This is a genomic window from Kluyvera genomosp. 2, from assembly GCF_036759865.1.
Lineage (GTDB): Bacteria > Pseudomonadota > Gammaproteobacteria > Enterobacterales > Enterobacteriaceae > Kluyvera > Kluyvera ascorbata_B.
In genome coordinates, this window is sequence record NZ_JAPKIA010000010.1 from 75,046 (window position 1) to 100,916 (window position 25,871).

Consider the following 25,871-nt stretch of genomic DNA (forward strand, 5'->3'; position numbering starts at 1 on the left):
GACGCTGCGCTTATCAGGCCTACAAGACCCTCTCCCCAAAGGGGCGAGGGAACCGATTGGCGTCGTAGGTAAATACCGGCGCGGGTTTTCCCCCTCTCCCTTCCAGGAAGAGGGCCGGGGTGAGGGTGCAGCCAGCACCGTTCCCCTCATTGATTATGAAAAATAAAAGGAGCTTTCATGCCGCGCATCTCCCCCTCCTGGGTCGTGGTTCTGGGTCTGCTAACCGCTATTGGCCCACTGTGTACCGACTTTTATCTCCCGGCGCTGCCGGAAATCACCGAACAGCTAAACGCTACCGGCACGCAAACCCAGCTCTCGCTTACCGCCGCGCTGCTCGGTCTTGGCCTCGGCCAGCTGTTCTTTGGCCCACTCAGCGACCGCATTGGCCGCCGCAAGCCGCTGGCGCTGTCGTTGCTGCTGTTTATCTTCTCGTCGGCTATGTGCGCCATCACCCACGATATTCATCTGCTGATTGCCTGGCGCTTTTTGCAGGGCTTCGCCGGTGCCGGTGGTTCAGTGCTATCACGCTCGATCGCCCGCGACCGCTATCAGGGCACGCTGCTCACTCAGTTCTTCGCCCTGCTGATGACCGTTAACGGCATTGCGCCGGTGCTTTCGCCGGTGCTCGGCGGCTATATTATCACCGCGTTTGACTGGCGAATTTTGTTCTGGACGATGGCGGGAATCGGCGCGGTGCTGCTGCTTTTAAGCCTTGTCGTACTGCATGAAACCCTGCCAGCCAACGGCCCCGATGCAGCGACGCAGCCGAAAGGAACGCCGGTTCTCAAAAACCGCCGCTTTATGCGCTACTGCCTGATTCAGGCCTTTATGATGGCCGGGCTGTTTTCCTACATTGGCTCCTCTTCCTTCGTCATTCAGAGCGAATACGGCATGAGCGCGATGCAGTTCAGCCTGCTGTTTGGCCTGAACGGGATTGGGCTGATTATTGCCGCCCTGATCTTTTCAAAACTGGCGCGTCGCGTCGCCGCGGAAACGCTGCTGCGCCGGGGTTTATTATTGGCGGTGCTGTGCGCGCTGGTCACCCTACTGCTCGCCTGGCAGCAACAGCCGGTCATGGCGCTGATTGGCCTGTTCTTCACGGTGTCGTTTATGAGCGGGATCAGCACCGTCTCCGGTGCGGAAGCCATGAGCGCGGTCAGCAGCGCGCAATCGGGTACCGCGTCGGCGCTGATGGGTACGCTGATGTTCGTCTGCGGAGGCATTGCCACGCCGCTGGCAGGACTGGGCGGTGAAACCATGCTGAAAATGAGTCTCGCGATGGCGATTTCCTACGCAATTGCGCTGTTTTTCGGGCTTCTTAAACCGCGCACCGCGCCCTAAAATTCACAGAGGTAATAAAATATTCCAATTTTATTACCTCAAAACTCCCCGCCACCGCTGTAAATCATGATTACCTCGTGCCTCTAATCGTGATAACCTTCACATGAATGGAATAATTAATTCCTTATACTGCTCGCCACTGTGAATGATGAGGTTTCCTATGAGTATTGACTTGAGCAAATTGCTGACTGAACGACGCAACGCAAACAGCGCTAACATTGACACCCTCTCCACTGAAGAGATGCTGACGGTCATTAACAACGAAGATCAGCAGGTTGCTCACGCCATCACCCCGTATATTCCGCAGATAGCGCAGCTGGTTGATAGCGTGGCGAATGCTTTCCGTCACGGCGGCCGACTGATTTACATCGGCGCTGGCACCTCTGGCCGTCTGGGTATTCTTGACGCCAGCGAATGCCCGCCCACCTTCGGCACCCGTCCTGAGCAGGTTGTCGGCCTGATTGCCGGTGGCCACACCGCCATTTTGAAAGCGGTTGAAAACGTTGAAGATAACGCCGCACAGGGCGCGGAAGATTTACGTACGCTGGGCTTTAACGAGCATGACGTGCTGGTCGGTATCGCTGCCAGCGGCCGCACGCCGTACGTGCTGGGAGCAATGGAATACGCGCATCAGCAAAATGCGCTGGTCGCTATCGTCAGCTGCAACCCGCACGGCGAGATGGCGCAGCGCGCCGACATCGCCATTACGCCGGTTGTTGGCCCGGAAGTCGTGACCGGCTCGACCCGTCTGAAAGCAGGCACGGCGCAAAAACTGGTGCTGAATATGATCACTACCGGTTCGATGATCCGCAGCGGCAAGGTCTACAGCAACCTGATGGTCGACGTAGAGGCCACCAACGCCAAGCTGATTGAGCGACAGATTTCCATCGTGATGGAAGCCACCGAGTGCGATCGCCAGACCGCGCAGACGGCGCTGGATGCCAGCGGCCGCCACTGCAAAACCGCCATCGTGATGGTGCTGGCGAATCTGAGCGCCGACGACGCCAAAAAGCTGCTGGCCGACAACAACGGTTTTATCCGCAAAGCGCTTCAACACGCCTCCCACTGACGAGGGTTCGTAGAATGGCAAAAATAAATAAAGAGATGATAGCCCGCATTCTCACCCTGGTAGGCGGGGCGCCAAACGTCGTGCAGGCGGGTAACTGTATGACCCGTCTGCGCCTGACGCTGCGCAATGAGGACCATGCTGACGTCGCCGCCATCCGCCAGGTCGAAGGCGTCATGGGCGTGGTGGTCAGCAACGAGCAGTTCCAGATTATCCTCGGCCCGGGCAAAGCGCAGACCGCTTCAGAAATGATGAACCTGATGCTGGAAGAGGCCCCGCAAACGCCAGCGCATGAAGCTGACTCTGGTGCATCGCTGGCCGATATCGCGAATGCCAAAAAGCAGGAGCTCAAGGGTAAGCAAACCAGCAGCGTACAGAAATTCCTCGCCAAGTTTGCCACCATCTTTACGCCGCTGATCCCTGGCTTTATTGCCGTAGGCCTGCTGCTCGGCTTTGCGACCCTGGCCGAACAGCTGTTCGTACTGGAGAACGCGCATCCGAACGCCACGCTGGTGGATATCATCAGCTACATGAAAGTGTTCAGTAAGGGCATGTTTACCTTCCTGAGCATTCTGATTGGCTATAACGCGCAGAAAGCGTTCGGCGGTTCGGGCGTGAACGGGGCGATTATCGCCGCGCTGTTTATTCTGGGCTATGACCCCAAAGCGGCGGTGGGCTTCTACTCCGGAATCTCCGACTTCTTCGGCCACACCATTGACCCGCGCGGGAACATCATCGGCGTACTGATCGCTTCAATTATCGGCGCCTGGGTCGAAAAACAGGTGCGCCGCATCATGCCCGCCAACCTCGACATGATCCTCACGTCGGCAGTGACGCTGCTGATCATGGGCGCGGTTACCTTCGTGGTCATTATGCCTATTGGCGGCTATCTGTTTACCGGGATGTCCTGGCTGTTCCTGCACCTCAACGGTAACCCGTTCGGCTCTGCGGTGCTGGCCGGTCTGTTCCTGTTGGCGGTGATGTTTGGCGTGCATCAGGGCTTTGTGCCGGTCTATTTTGCGCTGATGGAAGCGCAGGGCTTCAACTCGCTGTTTACCATTCTGGCCATGGCGGGGGCGGGCCAGGTAGGCGCGGCGCTGGCGCTGTACTATCGGGCGAAGCAGGGCTCACTGCTGCGTACGCAGATTAAAGGAGCGATCATTCCCGGCCTGCTCGGCGTGGGCGAACCGCTGATTTATGGCGTGACGCTGCCGCGTATGAAGCCGTTTATCACCGCCTGCCTCGGCGGTGCCTGCGGCGGCTTCTTCATTGGCCTTGTCGCCTGGATGGGGCTGCCGGTTGGCCTGAATACGGTCTTCGGTCCGTCCGGCCTGGTGGCCATCCCGTTGATGACCTCAAACAGCGGCATCTATGCGGGGATGGCGGTTTACGCCGCGGGCCTCGCCGTCGCCTACCTTGGCGGCTTCCTGCTGACCTGGCTGTTCGGCAGCAAAAACGTCGATCTCAGCTAACCCTTTTGCCCCCGGCACGCCGCTGGGGGCAAGCTTTCCACCATGCTATGATGCCCGTCACAACAAAATACGATGACAGGGTTGAGGAAAATGGGTGCCACCAGAAAAGGGATGCTTAACGTCTTAATTGCCGCGATATTGTGGGGAAGTTCCGGCGTTTGCGCGCAGTACATTATGGAACATAGCCAGATGGGGTCGCCGTTTCTGACGATGATCCGCCTGCTCTCCGGCGGTTTTATTCTCCTCACCTTCTCTTTCCTGCACGGCGACGGTATTTTTCGCCTCTTCCGCAACCGCAAAGATACCTTCAGCCTGCTGATTTTTTCGCTGGTAGGCGCAATGACCGTGCAGCTGACCTTCCTGCTGGCGATTGAAAAATCGAACGCCGCCACCGCGACCATTTTGCAATTTTTATCGCCGACGATCATCGTGGCCTGGTTTGCCATCGTGCGTAAGGCACGACCGGGCGCGTTTGTCTTCGCCGCTATCGCCACCTCGCTAATCGGGACTTTTCTGCTGGTGACCCACGGCGACCCCACCTCGCTGTCTATCTCCGGCGCGGCGCTGTTCTGGGGGATTGCTTCCGCCTTTGCCGCCGCCTTCTACACCACCTATCCCTCAACGCTGATTGCCCGCTACGGTACGCTGCCGATCGTCGGCTGGAGCATGCTGCTCGGCGGCGCAATGCTGCTGCCGTTCTACGCCGGTCAGGGCACCCATATCGTGATTACCGGTAACCTGCTGCTGGCCTTTTTCTACCTGGTGGTGATCGGCACGTCTCTCACCTTCAGCCTGTACCTGAAAGGCGCACAGATGATCGGCGGGCCGAAAGCCAGCATTCTCAGCTGTGCCGAACCGCTCAGCAGCGCGTTTTTATCGCTGCTGCTGCTCGGCATCAGCTTTACCCTGCCAGACTGGCTGGGCACGCTGCTGATTTTATCCTCGGTGGTGCTGATTTCGCTGGATTCGCGACGCAGGGTGAAAACGGTGTAGTGAAATGGCCCGATAACGTCGGTTATCGGGTTAAAATTTAGTGACGAAGAGCAGCCAGTTCGTCGGCGGAAAGACCGGTGATAAGTTGAACCATGGCGCTGTCAATACCGTTTTCCAGCATCGTTTGAGCAATGCGTAACGCCTCCTGACGTACCCCCTGCTGCACTCCCTCCCAATGCCCCTCTTCCCGCAACCTATCTGCAATGGTCATTATCTTATCCTTCTGTTCTGGTGCACATTCAACCGTCGCCTGGAGAAACTCGTGAAAACGAACCGCATCTCCCGATCTCAGCAGATAATTAAACAACGCTTTCATTTGGCTGTCAGTAGCACATCCCGTAACCAGCAGCTGGGCAATCTGGTCGACTAACGCGAACAGATCGCGCTGGCGAATATGCTTCTGCACCAGCTCCAGCAGCGCCACGCGGCGATGCTGCATAATCTCATCATCCGGCACCACGGTGATATCAACCAGCGGAAATGCCGAGCTATACAAACGGCGCGCTACCGTGGGATCGGCAAATTCATCCAGCCAGCACAATGAAAAGGGATAAGGGCTTTGCAGACCGTGATAAAACAGCATCGGGATCACCAGCGGCAAGTCTTTATGCCCGGCATCCAGATGCCGCTGCATGGCCGATAATCCATAGCGCAACAACCGAAACGCCATGTGCGCATCCGCCGAACTCTGATGCTCAATCACCACGTAGATGTAACCGTCACCCGCCGTCGTTTGCAGTGACCATAGCACGTCGGAATAACGCGCGCGGAGATCCGGTTCAACAAAACTCGCAGATTCCAGCCTGAGCGTTTGCAGGTTGCAGAGCGCCTGTAGCGATATCGGCAGGTGAATGGCGAGAAAATCACGCGCCGTTTCCGGGTGGCACAAAAATTGTTTAAAAACCGCATCGTGCGGCGTTGAAGCTGCGCGCGTCGTCATGGCGTTCCATCGTCACCCAAAAAGCGAATAGACGCACTCTACGCCCGACACAGGCGAGTCACCGCCGTGTTTTCGCCTCTTTGCGAGCCACCACGGAGGATTTCGATGGATGGATGCAACGTCTACCTGTAGCTGGAAGCGGCGGCGCAAAATAACGGATACAGCTATAGTTAACGGTGCGTATCAACATAAGGACATCCGAGATGAAGACAATCCGTATCGCGATTTCGTTGGCCGCCTGCCTGGCGCTGCCGGTAGTCGCTTCGCCGCTCGAAGGGCTGAAGTTCGAGCAGCAAAAGCAGCAGGTGGTGAAAGACGTGAAGCAAAACTGCCCGACCCACGCCGGGCTGAGCGACACCCAGTTTGCCAACCGGATTCTGGACTCCGCTGTCAACAAAACGGCGGTGCAGAGCGCAACGCGGGCGCTGGATAAGAACGACCGCGCGGCCTATGAAAAGGCGATTAAAGACATTCAGTGCCCGACAAAATAACCTTGAAATCGTAGGCCGGATAAGGCGAAGCCGCCATCCGGCAATGTGCGGTAATATTGCCTGATGGCGCTACGCTTATCAGGCCTGCCTCATGTATCACCGCCCCTTAAGCGTATCCGCCAGCCGCTGCCAGCTGAACGGCTCAAGCCCGGCATAATCAAGCCCGTATGCCTGCATCTGTTGCGGCACCCCCCGCTGAACGCGGGATGTCGACTGACTCATCAGCCCTTCACCGCCCACATCGCGCAGGGTTTTGACCACCTCTTCCATCTCTTCACTACGACGCACGCCGTGCTCGGCGACGCGGCTTATCAGGTAGCCCGGAAACGCAGCGTCCCAGCCCAGCGAAGGAAAACTGGCGTGCAACGAGGCCAGCACTTCCGCCTCCACGCCGTAGGCTCGCGCAGCAAACAGGCATTCGGTGGTCAGCGCCTCCAGCCCTTTAATCATCACGCTACGGCACATTTTGATCGCCGAGACGCTGCCTACCGCATCAGCGCCGTAGCGGGCGTTAAACCCGAGCTGGTTAAGCACATCGGTGACCACCTGCGCCTGCGGGCCGCCCACTAGCAGCGGGGTTTTCATCCGCGCCGGGGGAACGGGGGCCATTACCGCAACGTCCACGTAAACACCGGGTGCAAAGGCTTCAGACGCCTGCCGTTTGGTATCCGGTGCAACGGAGTTAAGGTCGAGAAAATATTGTCCGGCCTGCATGAGTGCCGCACTGTGCAATGCCACTTCCCGCGCGGCGCCGGCGGTGACGGTCGAAAACACCCACGCCGCGCCGTCAAGCGCCTCCGCCAGCGACCCCGCCGCCTGAACACCCGCCCGCTCGGCTTTTGCCAGCATGGCCTCACGGTCGCCCCCGCGGAGCTTGCAATCCCACACGACAACGCGATGCTGATGCGCCAGCTCGCTTGCCAGAATGGTCCCCGCTTCGCCAAAACCGATAAACGCAATATGTCTCATTGTCACTCCTTTGCAGCCGGAATAAATACGTCGCCGGCAAACAGCAGCCTGGCGGTACGCAGCAGCCCGCAGCCCGCCAGCTCGCCGTCATCGCCACGCTGAAGCGCCACGCTAAACTCACCGGTTGGATGTTCAACGCTGACCATCAGTTCACGCGCGTCAGCCACCTTCGCTAGCCCCTGCGCCACCGAGCCTTGCAGCAGGCAGGCGCTGGCCACGCTAACCGCGCCGAATACACCGATCGACGCATGGCAGCGGTGAGGAATAAAGGTGCGGCTGGTGATGGCCCCACCGTCGCGCGGTTCGGCGATGAGCGTCATTTTTGGTACGCTGCGCTGGGCCACATCACCCAGATTCATGCGCGGCCCGGCCTGAAGGCGGATGGACTCAAGCCGCTGTTTCAGTTCGTTATTGGCGTCAAGCTGCTCGCGGGTTTCATAACCCGATATCCCGAGATCGCTGGCACGTAACAGGATCACCGGCATACCGTTATCAATACAGGTGACGTCGACGCCGTCAAAGCGGTCAATCACGTTGCCGGTCGGCAGCAGCGCGCCGCAGGTTGAACCGGCAATATCCAGGAAGTTGAGAATGATGGGGCTGGCGGTGCCCGGCACGCCATCGATGCGCGCTTCGCCGCCGTATTCCACCCCTTCCGCCGAGCAACGCACCTCCGCCACCGCAATTTGCCCGGTATTCACCATATGCACCCGCACCTGAGTCACCGGCGCAGTTAACGGCACCAGCCCGCGTTCGATGGCAAACGGCCCCACCGCCGCGAGAATATTGCCGCAGTTCTGGCCGTAGTCGACCACCGCGCGATCGACGTTCACCTGGGCAAAAAGATAATCCACATCGGCGTCCGGGCGCATTGAGCGCTGGATAATGGCGACCTTGCTGGTGAGCGGGTCGGCGCCGCCAATGCCGTCAATCTGCCTGACGTCCGGCGATCCCATCACCGCCAGCAGTACGGCATCGCGCTGTTTCGCGTCGGCAGGCAAGTCAGACGCCAGAAAGCAGGCCGCCTTTGACGTGCCGCCGCGCATCCATAAGCAGGGAATTCTGCGCTGAGACATGTTAATCCCTCACGTCTTCGGGCGAGTCGAAGTAGCGTAGCCCTTTTTCCGCCAGCCGCGGGCGCATGGTGTAGATATCCAGCCCCAGCTCACCGTTGCGCATCCGATCGCGTTTGGCCGTTTCATTGGCGATACGGCTTTGTGCTCTTGCCAGCACCGTGTCGGCCAGCGCGTGCGGCACCACCACCACACCGTCATCATCCGCCACCACCACATCGCCCGGCGTCACCAGTTGCCCGCCGCAGGTGAGCGGCACGTTCACCGAGCCGAGCGTCTCTTTCACCGTGCCCTGGGCGTACACCTGGCGCGACCATACCGCAAAGCCCATCTCGCGCAGCGTCTGCGAGTCGCGAATACCGATATCGCCCACCAGGCCAATCACGCCGCGCGCCTGCAGCGAAGTTGCCAGCAGATCGCCGAAAAAACCGTCGCCGCAGGGCGAGGTCGGCGCCACCACCAGAATATCGCCCGGCTGGCACAGCTCAACAGCGACGTGGAACATCCAGTTATCGCCCGGCGTCACCAGCACCGTCACGGCGTTGCCCGCGCGGCTTACGTCCTGCTGAATCGGCCGAATATCCGGGTTCATCAGCCCCTGGCGTTCGTGGGATTCATGAATTGTCGCCACCCCCGCAGCGGCAAACTGGCGCAGTTTGCTGCCGTCGGTACGCGGAATATGGCGAATGGCGAGGCCTTTTTTATTAAGTAAACTCATGACAGATCTCCCGTCACACGCGGGAAGATGCTCTGGAAACCTTCCGCATGACTGATATCACGCGCGGCGGTAATACCGATATTGCGCTTCGCCTGCACGCCGCGCTGCAGGGCCACACGGGTGTAGTACTCCCACAGGTGTTCTTGTCCCTGCATGCACTGGATAGCGCGGTACTTTTTCTCCCACACGCGGGTGATATCCAGCAGAACGTCCGGCTTCCAGTTGCACTGCTCCGGCTGATGCGGCTCAAAGCAGTACACCGGCGGCGCGGCCACTACCGGCTCGCCGGGGCGATAGCCTTCGGCCTGGGCGATAATGCGCGCTTCCTGAGCCAGATTGGAGGCCAGCGGGTGATCGTAGTTGTAAGGGTCGTGCATCGAGTGTGTCAGAACGAAGTGCGGCTGCACGCGGCGATAGACGTCCGCCAGGCGGAACAGCGTCTCTTTGTCGGCACGCAGTGGGTAGTCGCCAATATCAAAAAACTCCACGCTGGCACCGAGTATATCGGCCGCTGCCTGCGCTTCCTGCTGGCGATGCTGCTTCACTTTCTCTTCGTTCATATTGCCCTTGCGCCACAGCTTCGCAGACTCGCCGCGCTCGCCGAATGACAGGCAAACAATATGCACCTGGTAGCCTTGCTCTGCGTGCAGTGCAATAGCGCCGCCCGCGCGCCAGACGAAATCCGCCGAGTGAGCACTGACGACAAGGGCGCTTTTTGGGGTAATCAGAGTAGACATGTGGGCTTCCTTCTTGGTTTTTTTCCAGCTTGTCATGTCCACAACGCCGCGGGTAATTCGTTAACTTGCGAAGGCTATGATTTTTATTTATGTTGATGACAAATCACCCGGCAAGAGGCGACCACAGGCTCGATGAATAAAAAACACAACAAAGACATGAATATCATGCAGTTGCGATTTTTCTGCCAGGTTGCCAGCCGCGGGAGCGTCTCCCGCGCCGCCGACGATTTATTCCGCACTCAGTCGGCCATTACCCGCGCCATTCGCGATCTGGAAGCGACGCTTGACGTGACGCTGTTTGAACGCCATTACAGCGGCATGGTGCTGACCGAATACGGCAAATGCATTTTGCCGCGCGCGCTGCGGGCGATAGGCGATTTACAGGCCATTCCGGCACTGATGCACCGGCTAAAAGAGCGCGCCGTTCCGCATAAAGAACTGCCCGATCCCGGCTGGCTGTTTAACACCCGGCGGCTGGAGATTTTTATCCAGCTCTATCACATCAATCATACCCAGACCGTCGCCAGCCAGCTTGGCGTCACGCAGCCCGCGATCAGCGCGGCGCTGAAGATTCTGGAGAAAGGGGCCGGATTTGCGCTGTTTCGCCGCACGCCGGAAGGCGTTCGCCCAACGCCCGCCGCCGATGCGCTGTACCCGAACATCAGCCGTGCGCTGAACGAACTGGCGCACATCTGGGACGATCTGGCGGCAAGACGCGGCGTTCTGGTGGGAAATGTACGTATTGGGGCGCTTCCGCTTAGCCGCACGCAATTGCTGCCCGCCGCCATCGGCGCGTTTCTGGCGCAGCATCCCGGCATTCGGGTCCTGACCAATGAGAGTCCGTATGAGTCCCTGGTGTCGGACATGCGGGCGGGGAATATTGATTTTATTATCGGCGCGCTGCGCCAGCACGACGCCCTGCCGGAGCTGACCTGCGAGGCGCTGTTTGAAGAAGAGATGCTGATCCTGGTGCGCAACGATCACCCATTGCTCAGCCATCCGGATCCGCTCAGCCAGCTGGCCAACGCGCAGTGGGTGCTGCCGCGCAGTAACGCTCCGGCGCGGCACCTGCTGGACAAAGCGTTTACCGCACTGGGCCTGCCGCAACCGCTGCCGGTGGTGGAAACCGGCGATGCGGCAATGGTGCGCGGGTTGCTGCTCGACTCACCGCTGCTGGCCGCCGTTTCCGCCAGCCAGATGCGATTTGAAATCGACAACCATCTGCTGACCGTACTGCCGGTGAAGCTGCCCAATACGCAACGGCGAATCGGGCTGACCTTCCGCGAGGGCAGCCTGCCCTCGCCCGCCACCCAGGCGCTGGTGAACGTTATCCGTCAACGGGTAGCGGCCCCCTGCGCCTGATGGCGCTACGCTTATCAGGCCTACAAAAAAGCAGGCCGGGTAAGCCGCAGCCGCCACCCGGCATAAACGCCGCACAATGCTAGTTGGCCGGGGTTTGGATACCCGCCACCGAGTAGGTCACCTGCTGGTTACGGGTTTTCTGGAATTCTTCCAGCGTTTGCCCGCGCATCGCCGCGTAAATATGCAGGTTCGACACGCCGATCACCGCGCCCATTTTTTCCAGCAGGAAGAAGCTGGCGCCGTACTGAATCAGGCCTCGCCAGTCGCGCGCCGTCAGCAGCTGCTGTTCTTTCTCACTCAGCGCCGCCTCGTCGTACAACGCCTGCGGCGCATGCAGGAAGCGCTCGCGCCACGCGGGCTGCGTCAGTTTATGCAGGAAGGTATTCAGCCGCATCCCGTTAAGGCTGCGCTCATGGGTGAACGGGTAAGTGCCGGGCAGCTTTTCGACGCCCGCCAGCTGGCGCGCCATGTGCTGGCGATGCCGCGTCAGCGTATCCACCGGCGGCTGACGCGCATTATTTTCCAGAATCAGAGTGGCGATGCCGGTCATTGATGGCAGGTAGTAGTCGCGCCAGGTTTCCGTGACGTTGGCCGATAGCGCACCGCGCATCACCAGCCACATGATGACCTCCGACCCTTCCATGCCGCCCAGTTCAGCATACTCCGCCAGCGTCATCTCGGCCAGCGATTCCGGGTCGTTCACCAACATATCGACGAACTGCGCGTCCCATTCCGGGTTGTTGAAGCCGCAGCGTTCGCCGTGCACCTGATGCGACAGACCGCCGGTCGCCACAATGGCGACGTTGATATCCTCCGGAAAGCTCTCAATGGCCCGACGCAGCGCCTGGCCGAGCTTATAGCAACGCCGCGCGCTCGGCACCGGGAATTGCAGCACGCCAATTTGCAGCGGCACCACTTTGGTCGGCCATTCCCCGCTTTGCCACGGCAGCAGCGCCGACAGCGGCGAGAACAGACCATGGTCGAGCTTTTTGTTCATAAAGAACGACATATCAAACTCATCGGCCATCAGGCTGCTGCCGATATGCCTTGAAAGCGCGGCATTGCCTTTGATGGGCGGCAGGCCGCGCGGGCCGCCGCCTTCGTCGGCCACGCCGTATTCATTATCAATCCCCAGCGCAAACGTGGAGTAGTGGTCGAAGAAAAAGGCGGTCACGTGATCGTTAAAGATATACACCAGCGCATCCGGTTTTTTCTCGTCGAGCCAGCGTTGCAACGGCTCGAAGCTCTCAAAGATCGGCGCCCACGCCGCATCGTGCTGCTTATGATTATCGACCGCAAAACCGATGGTCGGGGTATGAGAGACGGCGATTCCGCCAATAATTCTGGCCATGGTTGACTCCACTTATCGATGAGAGGCGGTCTGCGATAACGCGACATCGCCCGCCACACGCGGCGCTTGCGCCACGTTACGCGAATTCATGCGGTGTAACAGAATGCAGCCCGCCGCCAGACAGGCCGGTAAGGCCAGCACCAGGAAAATCGACGAGTGCCCCGGCACCGCCAGCATAATCACCCCGCCTAAGGTGGAGCTTAAAATCGCCCCGGTACGACCGATACCGTGCATCCAGCTTACGCCGGTCGCGCGAATTTCAGTCTGGTAATAGGCCGGTGAATAAGCCTGCAGGCCGTTCTGCGCCCCGTTGATACACATCCCGCTGATGAAAATCAGCACCGACAGCGCCGCAGAGCCAAAGTCCATCAGCCCTTGCGACAGCAGGCACAGACAGCCGAGGAAATAGGTCGCCGCGATCACCCCTTTCGCCGACGTACGATCCATCAGGTAACCGACCAGAATACCGCCCAGCGGGCCGCCAAGCTGGAACAGGCCGGTGATGATTGCCGCCTGCTGTAATGACAGCCCGCCAGAGCGCAGAATGGTCGGCAGCCAGCCGTTCAGCAGATAAATCACAAACAGGCCCATAAAGTAGGTCAACCACAGCGCCACCGTGCCGCGCGCGTAGCCGCCGCGGAACAGCTGAATCACCTTTGCATGACGGGAAATTTCCGGCGTACTGAGTGTAAACAGCGTGTTGGCAGCAAACTGGCCGCCCAGGCGATTCAGCACGCGGGCAATGTCGGCCGTGGGCACCCGCCGTGCCACCATGTTCATCGCCGATTCCGGCAGCATCACCATCATAAATGGCAGTACAAGCAGCGGCAGCGCGCCGCCAAAAATCAGCGCCGAGTGCCAGCTGTAGTGGGACAACAGCGCGGCGGCGATAAATCCGCCCAGCCCAGAGCCGACGTTAAACCCGCTGTACATTAGCGTAATCATCAGCCCTTTACGCCGTTCCGGCATGTATTCCGCCACCAGCGTCACACAGTTTGGCATCACCGCCCCCAGCCCCAGCCCGGTAAGAAAGCGCAGCAGCGCCAGCTGAGTCGGCGTTTGCGCCATCGCCGCCGCCAGGCTGAAGACGGCAAACAGGGCCACCGAGGCCAGCAGAATACGCTTACGCCCGTAGCGGTCGGCCATCGGCCCGGCGATCAGCGCGCCCAGCGCGACGCCAAACATCGCCGCACCGAGAATCGGCCCCAGCGCCGCGCGGCTAATGCCCCAGTCTTCCAGCAGCGCAGGCGCAATAAAGCCCATGACGGCGGCGTCGTAGCCGTCGAGCATAATAATAACGAAGCAGAGAAACAGAATTTTCCACTGAAAGCGCGAGATCGGTCGGGCATCAATCCACGCTTTTACATCTACACCGGTAGAGAGACTCATAGGGTCACTTCCTTAAAGGGAGGTATGAATGTTCTGGTTTATGTTATTGGCTGAACGTTCAACTCACGTTAAGGCAGTCGCCCGGCGCTGTCTGGTTCGAAAATCCGGGGGTGGGTATGAGTTATTTTTATATTGTGAGCGGGGTGGCAAAAAGAGGGAGCCGGAAATGGCCCGCCGACGACAGCGCGGCGGGCGGTAAAAGTTAGCGCTGGCGAACGCCCGGGAGAATGAGATCGCCGCGAAACGCGGTGTGGACGGACGTCTGCGTTTTCTCTTCCAGCCAGTGGACAATCCGCGCAGCAATAGCGTCCATGGAATATTCAATCGCCGGGATGGTGGGGATCCCCGGCAGATGTAGCGAACCGGCAAGGCTAAAGACCATCACATCCTCCGGCACCCGCCTGTTGAAGGCCATAAGCTGCGGAATAACCCGCTGCGCCTCTTGATCGTCAGCCACCAGCAGGGCATTAAAGCTGACGATACCGGCATTATTCAGCAGCTCTTGCAGCGCTACGGTGGACGAGACGCTGTCCATAAACACCAGGTTGCGATTAAACGGCAGGAAGTTTTTCTCCAGCCCGTGTTTGTAGCCCAGCAGCACGTCGTCGGCAAAACCACAGCTCTGAGGTTGAATCAGCGCAATCTGCCGACGTCCCTGGCTGGCGAGGTAGTTGCAGGCGGTTTCCGCCGCAAACACGTGGTCAAACTGAATGCTGTTGGCCGTATCGGCCTCCGGGCAGTCGATCAACACCACGTTGTCGCTTTCGATCTCCAGCGGAAAACGCGCGCCGATAATCAGCACATCGTCACACAGGCCGCCGGAGAGCTCGTCCAACGCCGACATCACCCCCGTACGCGTGTTGGCAAAACGCAGCAGCAAATGTTTCTGATGCTGGCTGAACTGTTTTTCCAGCGCATACAGATACCCGGTCGTCTGGTTGATATTCTCCATCGCACAGATAACGCCAATGCAGCCGGTCGACTGGCTCAGCAGCGATTGGGCAATCACATTTGGCCGGTAGTTCAGCTCATCAACGGCCCGCAGCACCGCCAGCCGGCTGGCTTCCTTTACCCCTCGTGAACCGCTCAACACACGTGAAACCGTGGCCTTAGATACCCCGGCCAGACGTGATACATCGTTGATTGTAGACATCTTTCTCCCCTGAAAAAGCGTACTGCCTGCCGCAAAAAACCACTGCACCGCAACGGCTTAAATGATTCCATCTCCCAGTATATCCGTTTCTCTTTTTTCGTGGAAACCGATTATCCATATGATGTCCATATGAACGCAAAACGGCGAATTTTTGTGAGCCAGGACGAAATAATTAGCCTCATAAGCAGGAGAAATTGATGGCTATCACAGATCCTGTTTTTATGAATAGAAACCGGTTTCAGTTTCATATCAAATCAAACTCGCAACAACTTTTTACATTTAGAGGAGGGTTATCGATGTACAAAATTATGCTGTGCTGCTCCGCCGGAATGTCGACCAGCATGCTGGTCAGAAAAATGGTGGAAGCCGCGAAAGAACGGGACTTGCCGGTGAAAATTGATGCCTACGGCGTGTCCGAATTTGATATCCAGTACCCGCAGTATCAGGTGGTGTTGTTGGGCCCGCAGGTGAAGTACATGTTAAAAACCCTGTCTGATAAGGCCGCCGCCCAGAATATTCCCGTCCAGCCGATTGATACCATGGATTACGGCATGCAACGGGGTGACAAGGTACTCGATTACGCTCTGTCGCTGATTTCCGCGACGCACTAAAAGGGTTTCCAGATGAGTTCTCTTTATCAGTCAATGGTTGCCGTGATTGAGCAATCCATTACCCCGTTGGCCGGCCGTCTTGGGCAACAAAAATACGTCATCGCCATTCGCGACGGCTTTACCGCCGCGCTGCCGTTTATGATCATCGGCTCATTTATGCTGGTGTTTATTTTCCCGCCGTTCTCCCCGGATACCACCAACGGCTTCGCGCGTGGCTGGCTCGACTTCTCCACGCAGTACCGCGATCAGCTGATGCTGCCGTTTAACCTCAGCATGGGCGTGATGACGTTCTTCATTTCCGTGGGGATTGGCGCGAGCCTCGGCCGGCAGTTTAACCTCGACCCGGTGATGTCCGGCCTGCTGGCGTTTATGGCGTTTCTGCTGGTGGCCGCGCCGTACGCCGACGGTAAGATTTCCACCCAGTACCTCTCCGGTCAGGGGATCTTCACCGCGCTGATTACCGCCATTTACGCCACCCGCGTGTACGCCTGGCTGAAGCAGCATAACGTCACGATTCGCCTGCCGAAAGAAGTCCCGACCGGCGTGGCGCGCTCGTTCGAGATCCTGATTCCCGTGCTGGTGGTCATCGGCACCCTGCACCCACTGAACCTGTTTATCGAAGCGCAGACCGGCATGATTTTGCCACAGGCGATTATGCACGTGCTGGCACCGCTGGTTTCCGCCTCTGACTCCCTGCCGGCGATTCTGCTGTCGGTACTGATGTGCCAGATCTTCTGGTTTGCCGGGATTCACGGATCGCTGATTGTTACCGGGATCATGAACCCGTTCTGGATGGCCAACCTTTCCGCCAACCAGGCCGCGCTGGCCGCTGGCACCGTGCTGCCGCACGTTTACCTGCAAGGTTTCTGGGATCACTATCTGCTGATTGGCGGCGTAGGCTGCACCCTGCCGCTGGCATTCCTGCTGTTGCGTAGCCGCGTCGCGCATCTGCGGACCATTGGCAAAATGGGCGTCGTACCAAGCTTCTTTAACATCAACGAACCGATTCTGTTCGGCGCGCCGATTATTATGAACCCGATGATGTTTATTCCGTTCGTCTGCATTCCTATGGTTAACGCGATTCTTGCCTATACCGCGACCCGCCTCGGCTGGCTGGCGCAGGTCGTTTCTCTGACGCCGTGGACCACGCCAGCACCGATTGGCGCATCCTGGGCCGCGAACTGGGCGTTAAGTCCGGTCATCATGTGTATTATTTGTATGCTCGTTTCGGCGGCAATGTATTTACCGTTCCTCCGCGCCTATGAACGTTCATTAATGAAAACAGAAGAACAGAAATTAAGATCGACTGCACCGCTGGCCGAAACCGCTAGCTGAATAAGAAATATTTAATATTACGTAATCATTTATCTTTAACCCTTTATTACACGATGACTTTCACGAGTCAGGGGGACCTATTATGGTTAGGTTAGAAGATGCGGTAATGGAAATTATCATTAACGCCGGTCAATCCAGATCGCTGTGCTTTGAAGCGCTGCACGCCGCGCGAAAAGGCGAAATAACGGAAGCCAAAAACCTGCTGCGTGAGGCCGACGGCTACGCTCGCCAGGCGCACCAGAGGCAGACCCAGCTGATTGAGCAGGATGCCGGCGAAGCCCGCCAGCCAATGACCTTGATTATGGTGCACGCGCAGGATCATCTGATGAACTCCCTGCTGGCGCGCGAACTTTCGGAAGAGATTATTCACCTTTATCAACGTTAACTTTTAATTATCCTGACTACGGAGATATTACTGACGATAATTATTTAACTGTGCCTCTACGAGATAAAAATAAAATCAGCTTGTTTTGGTGGCGTCTTTTATATTGCACCGAAACGGGATGGTTATTGTCTGAAAATATAATTAATTAATTTGAGATAACCATGAAAACTGTTAAAAAACTTCCATTAGCCATGGCGGTTGTGGCCGCACTTTGCCCGCTTTCTTCAGCCCTGGCGCAAGAATTTACTCAGGAACAAATCGACGCCATTGTGGCCAAGGCCGTCGATAAAGCGCTGGCCGACCGCCAGGCCAAAATGGACGCCGCCGCCGCGAAAAAGGTCGACCTGGAAACCAACCCACAGACCGCCGCCCAGTCGCCGGATATGGCGGTCCCGTTCGGCCTTAAATTCAGCGGCTACGCGCGCTACGGCGCCCACTTCCAGACCGGCGATCAGAAATACGTCGGCGTCGACGGCTCCTACAACGGCGCCTCGGCGATTGGCCGTCTCGGCAACGAAAGCAACGGCGGTGAATTCCAGATAACCAAAGCCTTTAAGAGCAGCAAAGGCGCCATCTGGGATATCAACGTGATGTTCGATCACTGGAGCGACGAGGTGAACCTGAAAAAGGCCTACGTCGGCGTCACCAACGTGCTGGAGTCGAACCCGAACGCCTATATCTGGGCCGGTCGCGACTTCCACCAGCGTCCGCAGCAGGGTATTAACGATTACTTCTGGATGAACCACGACGGTCAGGGTGCCGGGGTGAAAAACTTTGATATTGGCGGCGTGCAGTTTGACGTCGCGGCCGTATCGCAGGTGAAATCCTGTAGCCCGGAAGTGATGGCCGATGAAACCAACCCATCACGCATTACCTGTACCGGCAGTTCGGATACCGGCGATAACGGCCACTACGCGCTGACGACCAAAACCCATAACATCAAAGCCGGGCCAATCGACGTTGAGGTGTACGCCAACTACGGCTTTGATTCCAAAGCGGTGGATAACGACGCGCAGCTTGATGCCTGGCAGGGAGGCCTGCTGCTGAGCCACACCAACAGTGACGACAGCGGCGTCAACAAAGTGATCCTGCGCTACTCCGATAACGCGGATAACAGCGTTTACAACAAAACCGACGGTCTGACCGCCATCTACGCCAGCTTCGAGGGGAACTATAAGTTTACCCAGCAGGCGCAGGTCGAATATCTGCTGGCCTTCCACGACTACGACAACAGCAAGGACAAAACCGATAACCGTAAAAACTACGGCGCGATTATCCGCCCGATGTATTTCTGGAACGACGTGCACTCCACCTGGCTGGAAGCGGGCTATCAGCGCGTTGATTACGACCAGGGCGGGGATAACCACGGCTGGAAGCTGACGCTGTCGCAAAACATCGCCATCGGCATGGGCCCGGAGTTCCGCCCGATGCTGCGCTTCTACGTGACCGGCGGTCAGGTTGATAACAAGCGTACGGCGAGGGTGAACGGCACTGAAGACGAGCAGTTGGATTCGCTGAACGTGGGCGGTATGTTTGAGGCGTGGTTCTAAGTTAACCCCTCACCCTAACCCTCTCCCTAGGGGAGAGGGAACCTTTTTGTAGGCCGGATAAGCGGAGCGCCATCCGGCGGAATCTGTGCAGATTGCCGGATGGCGGCGTAAACACCTTATCCGGCCTACCTTTTTATTTTTGCCCCAGCCTTTTCGCGATGCGCTCCAGCTTCATCATCAACAGCAGCGTCATCGCCACTAGCACAATCGTCAGCGCCGCACCGTCGGCAATATTACCGCGATCGGTCAGGCTAAATATGGTGACCGGAAGCGTGGTCCAGCCAGGCGGATAAATCATCATCGTCGCGCCCAGTTCCCCCATCGACAGCGATAAGCTCAGCGCCAGCGCGGAAACCATCCACGGCATCAGCAGCGGTAGCGTGACGTGACGCAGGCGATACCACGGCGAAGCGCCCAGGCTTGAGGCGACGTTTTCGATATCGGCGGACACCCGCGCCAGCCCCGTCGACACGTTGCTGAAGGTAAAAGCAGAAATCAAAACAAAGTGCGCCGTCAGCACAATCCACAGCGTACCGTTCATCTGCAGCGGCCCCTGGCTGAAGGCCACCAGAATCCCCAGCCCCACGGACACCGATGGGATGGCGCTCGGCAGATAGAACATCATGCTTAGCCACTTTTGCGTTTTTTCCCTGTACTGACGCAGCACCAGCGCGGCCCAGACGCCGCACAGCAGCGCAAACAGGCTGGCACAAAACCCGATCGTCAGGCTGGCGAGCAGCGCGTCCCACGCCGCGCCGCGCAGAGCGTTCACAAAGTGATTCAGGGTAAAACCGCTCGGCAGAATGCCGTTCCACTGCTGGCTAAGGCTCGACATCAGAATCACCGCCAACGGCAGCAAGAAGAACGCGGTAAACAGCACGGTGGCGACAGCACCTGCCGCCGCACGCCCTTTGCGTGACCAAATCAGCATGGTTAGCTCCTTATACCGGTGCGCGAGGCCGCCAGGCGATACAGGGAGAACAGCCCCAGCGACAGCACAATGTTGATTAATGCGATCGTACAAGCGACGCCGTAGTCTGACTCCAGAATCGCTTTGCTATAGACCATCATCGGCAGGGTATTCACCCCTTTTGCGCCGATGAACAGTACGATGCCGAACTCATTGGTGGTCAGCAGCAAACACAGGCTGCCGCCGGCCATTAGCGCTGGCAGCGCCGCCGGGAAAATCACCTGGGCAATAACCCGCAGCGGACGCGCGCCCAGAATGCTGGCAGCCTCCAGCTGGCTTTTGTCGATTTGCCGCAGCGCCGCCATCAGCGGGCGCATCACCAGCGGCGTAAACACCGTAATTTCCGCCAGAATCACCCCTTGCAGGGAGTAGAGAAAATCAACCGGCGGCAGTTCAAAACTGAACAGCCGCATCAGCAAGCCGTTGAGCAGCCCCGCCGAGCCATAGATAAAGGTGAATGCCAGGGTAATGAGGAAAGTAGGCAGCGCGATAAAGGTATCCACCACCCGGCTAATCAGTTCGCTACCGGGGAAAGGAATAAACACCAGAATCAGAGACATTACGCTGCCGAGCAACAGGCAGCCAGCGGTGGCGAAAAAGGCAATTTGCAGCGTATTGAGCAGCGCCCCCACAAAGCGTTTTGAGTCAACCACCTGCCAGAATGTCTCCAGGCCGAGCTGGCCGCTGGTATCGCGCAGCGCCTGGTCCACTATCAGCGACAAAGGCCAGAAGAACAGCGTTGCCAGCACAAACAACGGCAGCAGCAGCCACAGAAGCGGGCGCAGGCGACGCGCCGGTTTATCGAGCGTGAATGAAAGCGACATGGCTATACCTCGATCAGGACGGCATCATCCGGTTCGAACCACAGCGCCAGCGTATCGCCGGGGCGCGGTAGCGGATTCACGTGCGTCATGACTATCCGCACCGCCTCACCGGCTACGTCGCACAGCAGGTGGGTTAAATCCCCCTGCCAGTGCACCGATTGCAACGTGGCGTTAAAGCGATTGCTGCACGCCGAGCGCGGCGTCAGGCTCAGGTGCTGCGGGCGAATGCACAGCAGTTTATGATGCCCATGATGGCTGCCCTGGCTGAACGCGCGAACGATCGCGCCGCCGCAGCTCACATCCACCAGCCCCGGCGTTTCACCCGCACCAAGCGAGGTGGCGCTGAGAATATTCGCGCGGCCTAAAAACTCGGCGGCAAAGCGATTCGGCGGATGCTGGTACAGCGCCCGGGTTTCACCATGGGCAATCATGGAGCCGTCCTTCATGATGCCGATTTTATCGGCCAAAGTTAGCGCTTCGGTCTGATCGTGAGTCACGTAGAGAATGGTCAGCTCCGGCAGTTCGCGGTGCAGACGGGCAATCTCTTCCACCATGTTATGGCGAATTTGCGCATCCAGCGCTGAAAGCGGCTCGTCCAGCAGCAGCACGCGCGGGCGCACGGCAATCGCACGGGCAATGGCCACGCGCTGCTGCTGGCCGCCGGACAGCTGATGCGGATAGCGGGTGGCATACTCGCTCATACCAACGGTTTTTAGCGCCTCGGTCACCCGTTCTTTAATCAGGGCCTTCGGCTGCTTCTGCGCGCGCAGGCCGAAAGCAACGTTATCCTCTACCTTCATATGCGGGAACAGCGCGTAGTTTTGTACCACCATCGCCAGACCCCGCTGATAGGGCGGCAGATGCGTGACGTCCGCGTCACCGATAAGAATACGACCGCCCGCAGGCTGGACAAATCCTGCCACCGCGCGCAGTACCGTGGTTTTTCCCGAACCGGAAGGGCCAATCAGCGCCAGCACTTCGCCGGGTTCAATGGTCAAAGAGAGCGGTTTAAGCACCACGTTGCCGTGATACGCCACGCGCAGCGAGTCGAGGACAATCCCCGACGCCCCTTGAGCAACAGGGGCGGGAATAGCGGTCGTTTTCATCAACATCGGAATTACTCGCTTTCGGTCACTTTATGCCAGCGGGAAATATCCGCCGACAGCGAGACGGCCACGTCGTCCCAGTTCGGCTGCCAGCTCTGTACGCCTTCCAGCGCAGCGGTGGCGGCCTTGTAGTGCGCATCACTCGGCGTCACGTCACTACGCACCGGCATTCCCCAGGACAACGCGCTGACGCTGGTCTGCGCCTCTTTGCTGAGCAGGAAGTTAATCAGTTTTTTGCCGTTTTCACTTTGCGGCGCACCCTGGACTAAACCAATGACGTAAGGAATCGCCAGCGCGCTGCGCTCGCCTTTGTCATTGGCGGGCCAGAAGATCTTCACGTTCGGGTTACGTTCCCTCTGCGCGAGGTTCATTTGCAGGTCGCCGTTAGCGACGTAGATTTCACCTTTATTGACCAGCGCGGTCAGCTTGCCGGTTGAGGCGGATGGCCCAACGTTGTTAGCCTGCAGCTTGCCGAGATAGTCAAAACCGGCGTCTTTGCTGCCGAAGCTGTGGAAGGCTTGCAGCATCACCGCGGTGCCGTCTGCGGCCTGGCCCGGCGTGGAGTACTGGAGCTTATTCTTGAACTTACCGTCGAGCAGATCCTGCCAGCTGGCCGGCGCGGTTTTCAGCAGCTTCTCGTTGTAGATAAAGCTCAGGTAGTTTTTCACCAGCGGTGAATAGAAGTCGTTGGCACCCGGAATGGCAGCAGCGGCGTCGGTTTTGAAGTTGGCCAGTAGCTTGCCGGCAGCAGCACGCTGAATAAACGGCGGTGCAGTCACCAGGACATCAGCCTGCGGGTTGGTGTGCTCTTTCGCCAGACGCTCAACCACCACACCACCGCCGCCTTCAACGTAACGCACGGTAATGCCGGTGGCTTTGGTGAACGCATCAAACTGCGCCTGGTACCAGCTGTTATCACCGTCGTGTAAGCCGTCGATAGAGTAAACCGTCACCACCGATTCCGCCCAGGATGGGGCGCTGGCGAGGGCAAAAACAGACAGCAAAGCAAGTCGGGTAAGTTTCATCGTAATAGCCTCATAGCGTTCGTTGCATTTTTCTGGCCTATACCAGATTTGCTTTTTACGCTAAACGGCTAATGTGACAAAACGATGAATGACGGCATAAATCTGTGAAATGCCGGATGGCGCTAGTGCGTATCGACCTCAATGCGCAGGCTGTCATGGCGCCAGTATTCGATATCCAGATCGAGCACACGACCGTACTGATCGTAGTTCAGGCGGCGCAGCAGCAGCGCCGGGCGCCCTTCCATCACCCCCAGCGCCTGCGCGGCCTGCGCGGGCATCGCGGTGGGATAGAACGACAGATGCATACTGGTATAGACAAGGTTGTAGTGTGACTCGTATACCTCGGTCAGGCTGCCGTTGAGATCGTACTGCAATAGCTCCGGTACCCGGGCCGGCAGGCAATGGTTTTCGCAATAGCAAACCGCACGACCGTCAGCAGAACGCAGGCGGGTCAACAGATAAATTTGATCGAACGGCTGGAGCTGAAGCGGCTCCATTGCCTCTACCGGCACGGTGGTTAACGCGCCGCTCAGCAGCGCCGTTTTTGGCTCCCGCCCCTGCTCGCGGCACAGCTTATGGAAGTTGGTGTTCTGAGTCGGATCAAGCCACAGACGTTCGGGCGTCACGAACCAGCCGCGGCGATCGGCGCGCCAGATAAGCCCGCTGGCCTCTAGCTGCGCCAGGCTTTCGCGAAGGGTAATGCGCGTGGTGTTAAAGATCGCGCACAGTTCACGTTCAGACGGCAGCTTATCGCCGCTTTTCAGCGCGCCGCTCTGAATGCGTGCCTGAAGCTGCGCCTTGATGAGCTGGTACTGCGGGAGATCGCCGGGGAGAGATTTCATGCTTGCTCGTTTCCAATTTTGTTGCCGCCATTATACAGACGCAGATGAATTTTTTGTTGCAACACGATTTTTCCTTTGACCCATCGCAAGGAAGATCGTCATGATAATAACAAATCTGGTATAGACCAAAGGTAAATAACATGACTTCGCGTAACTATCTGCTGCTGACTCCTGGCCCATTGACCACCTCACGCACCGTGAAAGAAGCGATGCTGTTCGATAGCTGTACCTGGGATGATGACTACAATATCGGCGTGGTGGAGCAGATCCGCCAGCAGCTGACCGCGCTGGCAACAGCGTCTGAAGGCTACACTTCCGTATTACTGCAAGGCAGCGGCAGCTATGCCGTCGAAGCGGTTTTGGGCAGCGCGCTGAGCTCAAAGGACAAGGTGCTGATTGTCAGCAACGGTGCCTACGGCGCGCGGATGGTAGAAATGGCAAACCTGATGGGCATCGCTCACCATGCCTATGACTGCGGTGAAGTCGCCCGCCCGGATGCGCAGGCGATCGACGCGATCCTCAATGCTGACCCGGCGATCACCCATATCGCAATGGTACACAGCGAAACCACCACCGGCATGCTCAACCCGATTGCGGAAGTGGGTGCGCTGGCGCAGCAATACGGCAAAACCTATATCGTTGATGCCATGAGCAGCTTTGGCGGCATTCCCATGGATATCGCTGAACTGCATATCGATTTTTTGATCAGCTCCGCCAATAAATGTATTCAGGGCGTACCGGGCTTTGCCTTCGTGATTGCCCGCGCGGAAAAACTTGCCGCCTGCAAAGGCCGCTCCCGCTCGCTGTCGCTGGACCTCTACGCCCAGTGGCGCTGCATGGAAGATAACCACGGCAAGTGGCGTTTTACCTCGCCCACCCATACTGTACTGGCTTTTGCCCAGGCGCTGAAGGAGCTGGCGGAAGAAGGCGGCGTGGCGGCGCGTTTTCAGCGCTATCAGCAAAACCAGCACCGCCTGGTTGCCGGTATGCGGGAATTGGGCTTTACCACCCTGCTGGACGATGCGCTGCATTCGCCGATCATCACCGCGTTCTATTCACCCGAGAACCCACAGTACCGCTTTAAAGAATTTTATAGCCGACTGAAAGATCAGGGGTTTGTTATCTATCCCGGCAAGGTGTCACAGAGCGACTGCTTCCGTATCGGCAACATTGGCGAGGTGTACGATGCCGATATTTCCGCCCTGCTTACCGCCATTCGTAATGCCATGTACTGGACGAAATAAGGAGCCATCATGAATCGTATTAACGCTGTTATTCTCGATTGGGCGGGCACCACCGTCGATTTCGGTTCCTTCGCGCCGACGCAGATTTTTGTCGAAGCTTTTCATCAGGCGTTTGATGTCGAGATCACGCTCGCTGAGGCCCGGGTGCCGATGGGGCTGGGAAAGTGGCAACATATTGAAGCGCTAGGCAAATTACCGACGGTGGACGCGCGCTGGCAGGCGAAATTTGGCCGCGCGATGACGGCGGCAGATATTGATGCCATTTACGCCGCCTTTATGCCGCTACAAATTGCCAAAGTTGTCGATTTTTCCGCACCAATTGCCGGGGTTATCGATACGATCGCCGCGCTTCGTGCAGAGGGGATTAAAATTGGTTCCTGCTCCGGCTACCCGCGCGCGGTGATGGAGCGGCTGGTCCCCGCCGCCGCCGGGCACGGCTATCGCCCCGATCACTGGGTGGCGACGGATGACCTTGCGGCGGGTGGGCGCCCAGGGCCGTGGATGGCGCTGCAAAACGTGATTACCCTGGGGATTGATGCCGTTGCCCACTGTGTGAAGGTCGATGACGCTGCGCCGGGTATTACCGAAGGGCTTAACGCCGGGATGTGGACGGTGGGTCTGGCGGTATCGGGTAATGAATTTGGTGCCACCTGGGAGGCGTATCAGGCGATGTCGCCAGAAGAGATTGCCAGCCGCCGCGAACTGGCGGCCAGCAAACTGTATGCCGCCGGGGCGCACTATGTAGTGGATTCGCTGGTGGAACTGCCGGGGGTAATTGCCGATATCAACGCGCGTCTGGCGAAGGGCGAACGCCCGTAACGACATAGCCGGGGGCGCTGCGCTTGCCCGGCCTACAGGTTCACAGCTCGTAGGCCGGATAAGGCGTTTACGCCGCCATCCGGCGCATTGCCGGGGGCGCTGCGC

25 protein-coding genes are annotated in these 25,871 nt (G+C 58.2%); 12 read left to right on the forward strand and 13 right to left on the reverse strand.

What is annotated here, in order from left to right; genetic code table 11:
* The first annotated feature begins 177 nt into the window (after positions 1 to 177).
* The 4 genes from V6942_RS12565 to V6942_RS12580 all read left to right on the forward strand — a co-directional run bounded on the left by V6942_RS12565 (position 178) and on the right by V6942_RS12580 (position 4,872).
* Entirely contained in the window at positions 178 to 1,341 is a 1,164-nt protein-coding gene (locus V6942_RS12565; RefSeq protein ID WP_333501308.1) for a multidrug effflux MFS transporter, read from the forward strand.
* A gap of 160 nt (positions 1,342 to 1,501) precedes the next feature.
* Complete coding sequence (murQ, locus tag V6942_RS12570; protein ID WP_106924857.1) at positions 1,502 to 2,410, forward strand: N-acetylmuramic acid 6-phosphate etherase; 909 nt, start codon at positions 1,502 to 1,504, stop codon at positions 2,408 to 2,410.
* 14 nt (positions 2,411 to 2,424) lie between these two features.
* Entirely contained in the window at positions 2,425 to 3,879 is a 1,455-nt protein-coding gene (murP, locus tag V6942_RS12575) for a PTS N-acetylmuramic acid transporter subunit IIBC (protein ID WP_106924856.1), read from the forward strand.
* Positions 3,880 to 3,969: 90 nt separating this feature from the next.
* Positions 3,970 to 4,872, forward strand: a complete 903-nt coding sequence (locus V6942_RS12580) for an EamA family transporter (RefSeq protein WP_182929776.1) — start codon at positions 3,970 to 3,972, stop codon at positions 4,870 to 4,872.
* A 37-nt stretch (positions 4,873 to 4,909) separates the two neighbouring features.
* On the opposite strand, the gene V6942_RS12585 is transcribed toward V6942_RS12580, so the two are convergent.
* Positions 4,910 to 5,812, reverse strand: coding sequence for an Rpn family recombination-promoting nuclease/putative transposase (locus V6942_RS12585; RefSeq protein WP_333501309.1), 903 nt, complete (start codon positions 5,810 to 5,812; stop codon positions 4,910 to 4,912).
* A 203-nt stretch (positions 5,813 to 6,015) separates the two neighbouring features.
* Here V6942_RS12585 and V6942_RS12590 point away from each other — a divergent pair, with 203 nt between their 5' ends.
* Positions 6,016 to 6,303, forward strand: a complete 288-nt coding sequence (locus tag V6942_RS12590; protein ID WP_106924853.1) for a YicS family protein — start codon at positions 6,016 to 6,018, stop codon at positions 6,301 to 6,303.
* 96 nt (positions 6,304 to 6,399) lie between these two features.
* Here the strand turns inward: V6942_RS12590 and V6942_RS12595 are convergent, their stop codons facing one another.
* Genes V6942_RS12595 through galB form a run of 4 tightly spaced genes read right to left on the reverse strand, consistent with a single transcriptional unit; the run spans position 6,400 to position 9,800 of the window.
* Entirely contained in the window at positions 6,400 to 7,272 is an 873-nt protein-coding gene (locus V6942_RS12595; protein WP_333501310.1) for an NAD(P)-dependent oxidoreductase, read from the reverse strand.
* A 2-nt stretch (positions 7,273 to 7,274) separates the two neighbouring features.
* Positions 7,275 to 8,348 carry a 4-oxalomesaconate tautomerase gene (locus tag V6942_RS12600; protein ID WP_182929772.1) on the reverse strand — a complete coding sequence of 358 codons (1,074 nt, stop codon included), beginning with the start codon at positions 8,346 to 8,348 and terminating at the stop codon, positions 7,275 to 7,277.
* A 1-nt stretch (position 8,349) separates the two neighbouring features.
* The gene (locus V6942_RS12605; protein WP_333501311.1) at positions 8,350 to 9,063 is read right to left on the reverse strand and encodes a 4-carboxy-4-hydroxy-2-oxoadipate aldolase/oxaloacetate decarboxylase; all 714 of its coding nucleotides are present in this window, start codon (positions 9,061 to 9,063) and stop codon (positions 8,350 to 8,352) included.
* The gene (gene galB / locus V6942_RS12610; protein WP_106924849.1) at positions 9,060 to 9,800 is read right to left on the reverse strand and encodes a 4-oxalmesaconate hydratase; all 741 of its coding nucleotides are present in this window, start codon (positions 9,798 to 9,800) and stop codon (positions 9,060 to 9,062) included. Before galB ends, V6942_RS12605 begins: the two co-directional genes overlap by 4 nt.
* Before the next feature lie 132 nt (positions 9,801 to 9,932).
* Between galB and V6942_RS12615 the strand changes: the two genes are divergently transcribed.
* The gene (locus V6942_RS12615; RefSeq protein WP_333501312.1) at positions 9,933 to 11,162 is read left to right on the forward strand and encodes a LysR family transcriptional regulator; all 1,230 of its coding nucleotides are present in this window, start codon (positions 9,933 to 9,935) and stop codon (positions 11,160 to 11,162) included.
* Between the two features lie 79 nt (positions 11,163 to 11,241).
* Here the strand turns inward: V6942_RS12615 and V6942_RS12620 are convergent, their stop codons facing one another.
* From V6942_RS12620 to V6942_RS12630, 3 genes are all read right to left on the reverse strand, one after another.
* Positions 11,242 to 12,513 (reverse strand): gallate dioxygenase, encoded by a 1,272-nt coding sequence (locus V6942_RS12620; protein ID WP_333501313.1) that lies wholly within the window; start codon positions 12,511 to 12,513, stop codon positions 11,242 to 11,244.
* Positions 12,514 to 12,525: 12 nt separating this feature from the next.
* The gene (locus V6942_RS12625) at positions 12,526 to 13,902 is read right to left on the reverse strand and encodes an aromatic acid/H+ symport family MFS transporter (protein WP_333501314.1); all 1,377 of its coding nucleotides are present in this window, start codon (positions 13,900 to 13,902) and stop codon (positions 12,526 to 12,528) included.
* A gap of 202 nt (positions 13,903 to 14,104) precedes the next feature.
* On the reverse strand, positions 14,105 to 15,055 hold the full coding sequence (locus tag V6942_RS12630) for a LacI family DNA-binding transcriptional regulator (RefSeq protein ID WP_106924846.1): 951 nt from the start codon (positions 15,053 to 15,055) through the stop codon (positions 14,105 to 14,107).
* Between the two features lie 296 nt (positions 15,056 to 15,351).
* Between V6942_RS12630 and V6942_RS12635 the strand changes: the two genes are divergently transcribed.
* The 4 genes from V6942_RS12635 to V6942_RS12650 all read left to right on the forward strand — a co-directional run bounded on the left by V6942_RS12635 (position 15,352) and on the right by V6942_RS12650 (position 18,936).
* Positions 15,352 to 15,666 (forward strand): PTS sugar transporter subunit IIB, encoded by a 315-nt coding sequence (locus V6942_RS12635; protein ID WP_106924845.1) that lies wholly within the window; start codon positions 15,352 to 15,354, stop codon positions 15,664 to 15,666.
* Positions 15,667 to 15,678: 12 nt separating this feature from the next.
* Complete coding sequence (locus tag V6942_RS12640) at positions 15,679 to 17,001, forward strand: PTS sugar transporter subunit IIC (protein WP_106924844.1); 1,323 nt, start codon at positions 15,679 to 15,681, stop codon at positions 16,999 to 17,001.
* Positions 17,002 to 17,083: 82 nt separating this feature from the next.
* Positions 17,084 to 17,386: a PTS lactose/cellobiose transporter subunit IIA gene (locus V6942_RS12645; protein ID WP_333501315.1), complete on the forward strand. Its 303-nt coding sequence runs from the start codon at positions 17,084 to 17,086 to the stop codon at positions 17,384 to 17,386.
* A gap of 161 nt (positions 17,387 to 17,547) precedes the next feature.
* Positions 17,548 to 18,936, forward strand: coding sequence for a carbohydrate porin (locus V6942_RS12650; protein WP_106924842.1), 1,389 nt, complete (start codon positions 17,548 to 17,550; stop codon positions 18,934 to 18,936).
* A gap of 133 nt (positions 18,937 to 19,069) precedes the next feature.
* Here the strand turns inward: V6942_RS12650 and phnV are convergent, their stop codons facing one another.
* The 5 genes from phnV to phnR all read right to left on the reverse strand — a co-directional run bounded on the left by phnV (position 19,070) and on the right by phnR (position 23,703).
* The gene (phnV, locus tag V6942_RS12655) at positions 19,070 to 19,867 is read right to left on the reverse strand and encodes a 2-aminoethylphosphonate ABC transport system, membrane component PhnV (protein ID WP_333501316.1); all 798 of its coding nucleotides are present in this window, start codon (positions 19,865 to 19,867) and stop codon (positions 19,070 to 19,072) included.
* Positions 19,868 to 19,869: 2 nt separating this feature from the next.
* Positions 19,870 to 20,730 (reverse strand): 2-aminoethylphosphonate ABC transporter permease subunit, encoded by an 861-nt coding sequence (gene phnU, locus V6942_RS12660; protein WP_106924840.1) that lies wholly within the window; start codon positions 20,728 to 20,730, stop codon positions 19,870 to 19,872.
* A gap of 2 nt (positions 20,731 to 20,732) precedes the next feature.
* Positions 20,733 to 21,842 (reverse strand): 2-aminoethylphosphonate ABC transport system ATP-binding subunit PhnT, encoded by a 1,110-nt coding sequence (gene phnT, locus V6942_RS12665; protein WP_106924839.1) that lies wholly within the window; start codon positions 21,840 to 21,842, stop codon positions 20,733 to 20,735.
* A gap of 5 nt (positions 21,843 to 21,847) precedes the next feature.
* Entirely contained in the window at positions 21,848 to 22,861 is a 1,014-nt protein-coding gene (gene phnS / locus V6942_RS12670; RefSeq protein WP_333501317.1) for a 2-aminoethylphosphonate ABC transporter substrate-binding protein, read from the reverse strand.
* 122 nt (positions 22,862 to 22,983) lie between these two features.
* A complete protein-coding gene (phnR, locus tag V6942_RS12675; protein WP_106924837.1) occupies positions 22,984 to 23,703 on the reverse strand; it encodes a phosphonate utilization transcriptional regulator PhnR in 720 nt (239 codons plus the stop codon).
* Between the two features lie 140 nt (positions 23,704 to 23,843).
* On the opposite strand from phnR, the gene phnW reads away from it, so the two are divergent.
* Together phnW and phnX are read left to right on the forward strand one after the other, a co-directional pair.
* Positions 23,844 to 24,947, forward strand: coding sequence for a 2-aminoethylphosphonate--pyruvate transaminase (gene phnW, locus V6942_RS12680; RefSeq protein WP_333501318.1), 1,104 nt, complete (start codon positions 23,844 to 23,846; stop codon positions 24,945 to 24,947).
* 9 nt (positions 24,948 to 24,956) lie between these two features.
* Positions 24,957 to 25,766, forward strand: coding sequence for a phosphonoacetaldehyde hydrolase (gene phnX, locus V6942_RS12685; protein ID WP_182966660.1), 810 nt, complete (start codon positions 24,957 to 24,959; stop codon positions 25,764 to 25,766).
* Positions 25,767 to 25,871: the final 105 nt, after the last annotated feature.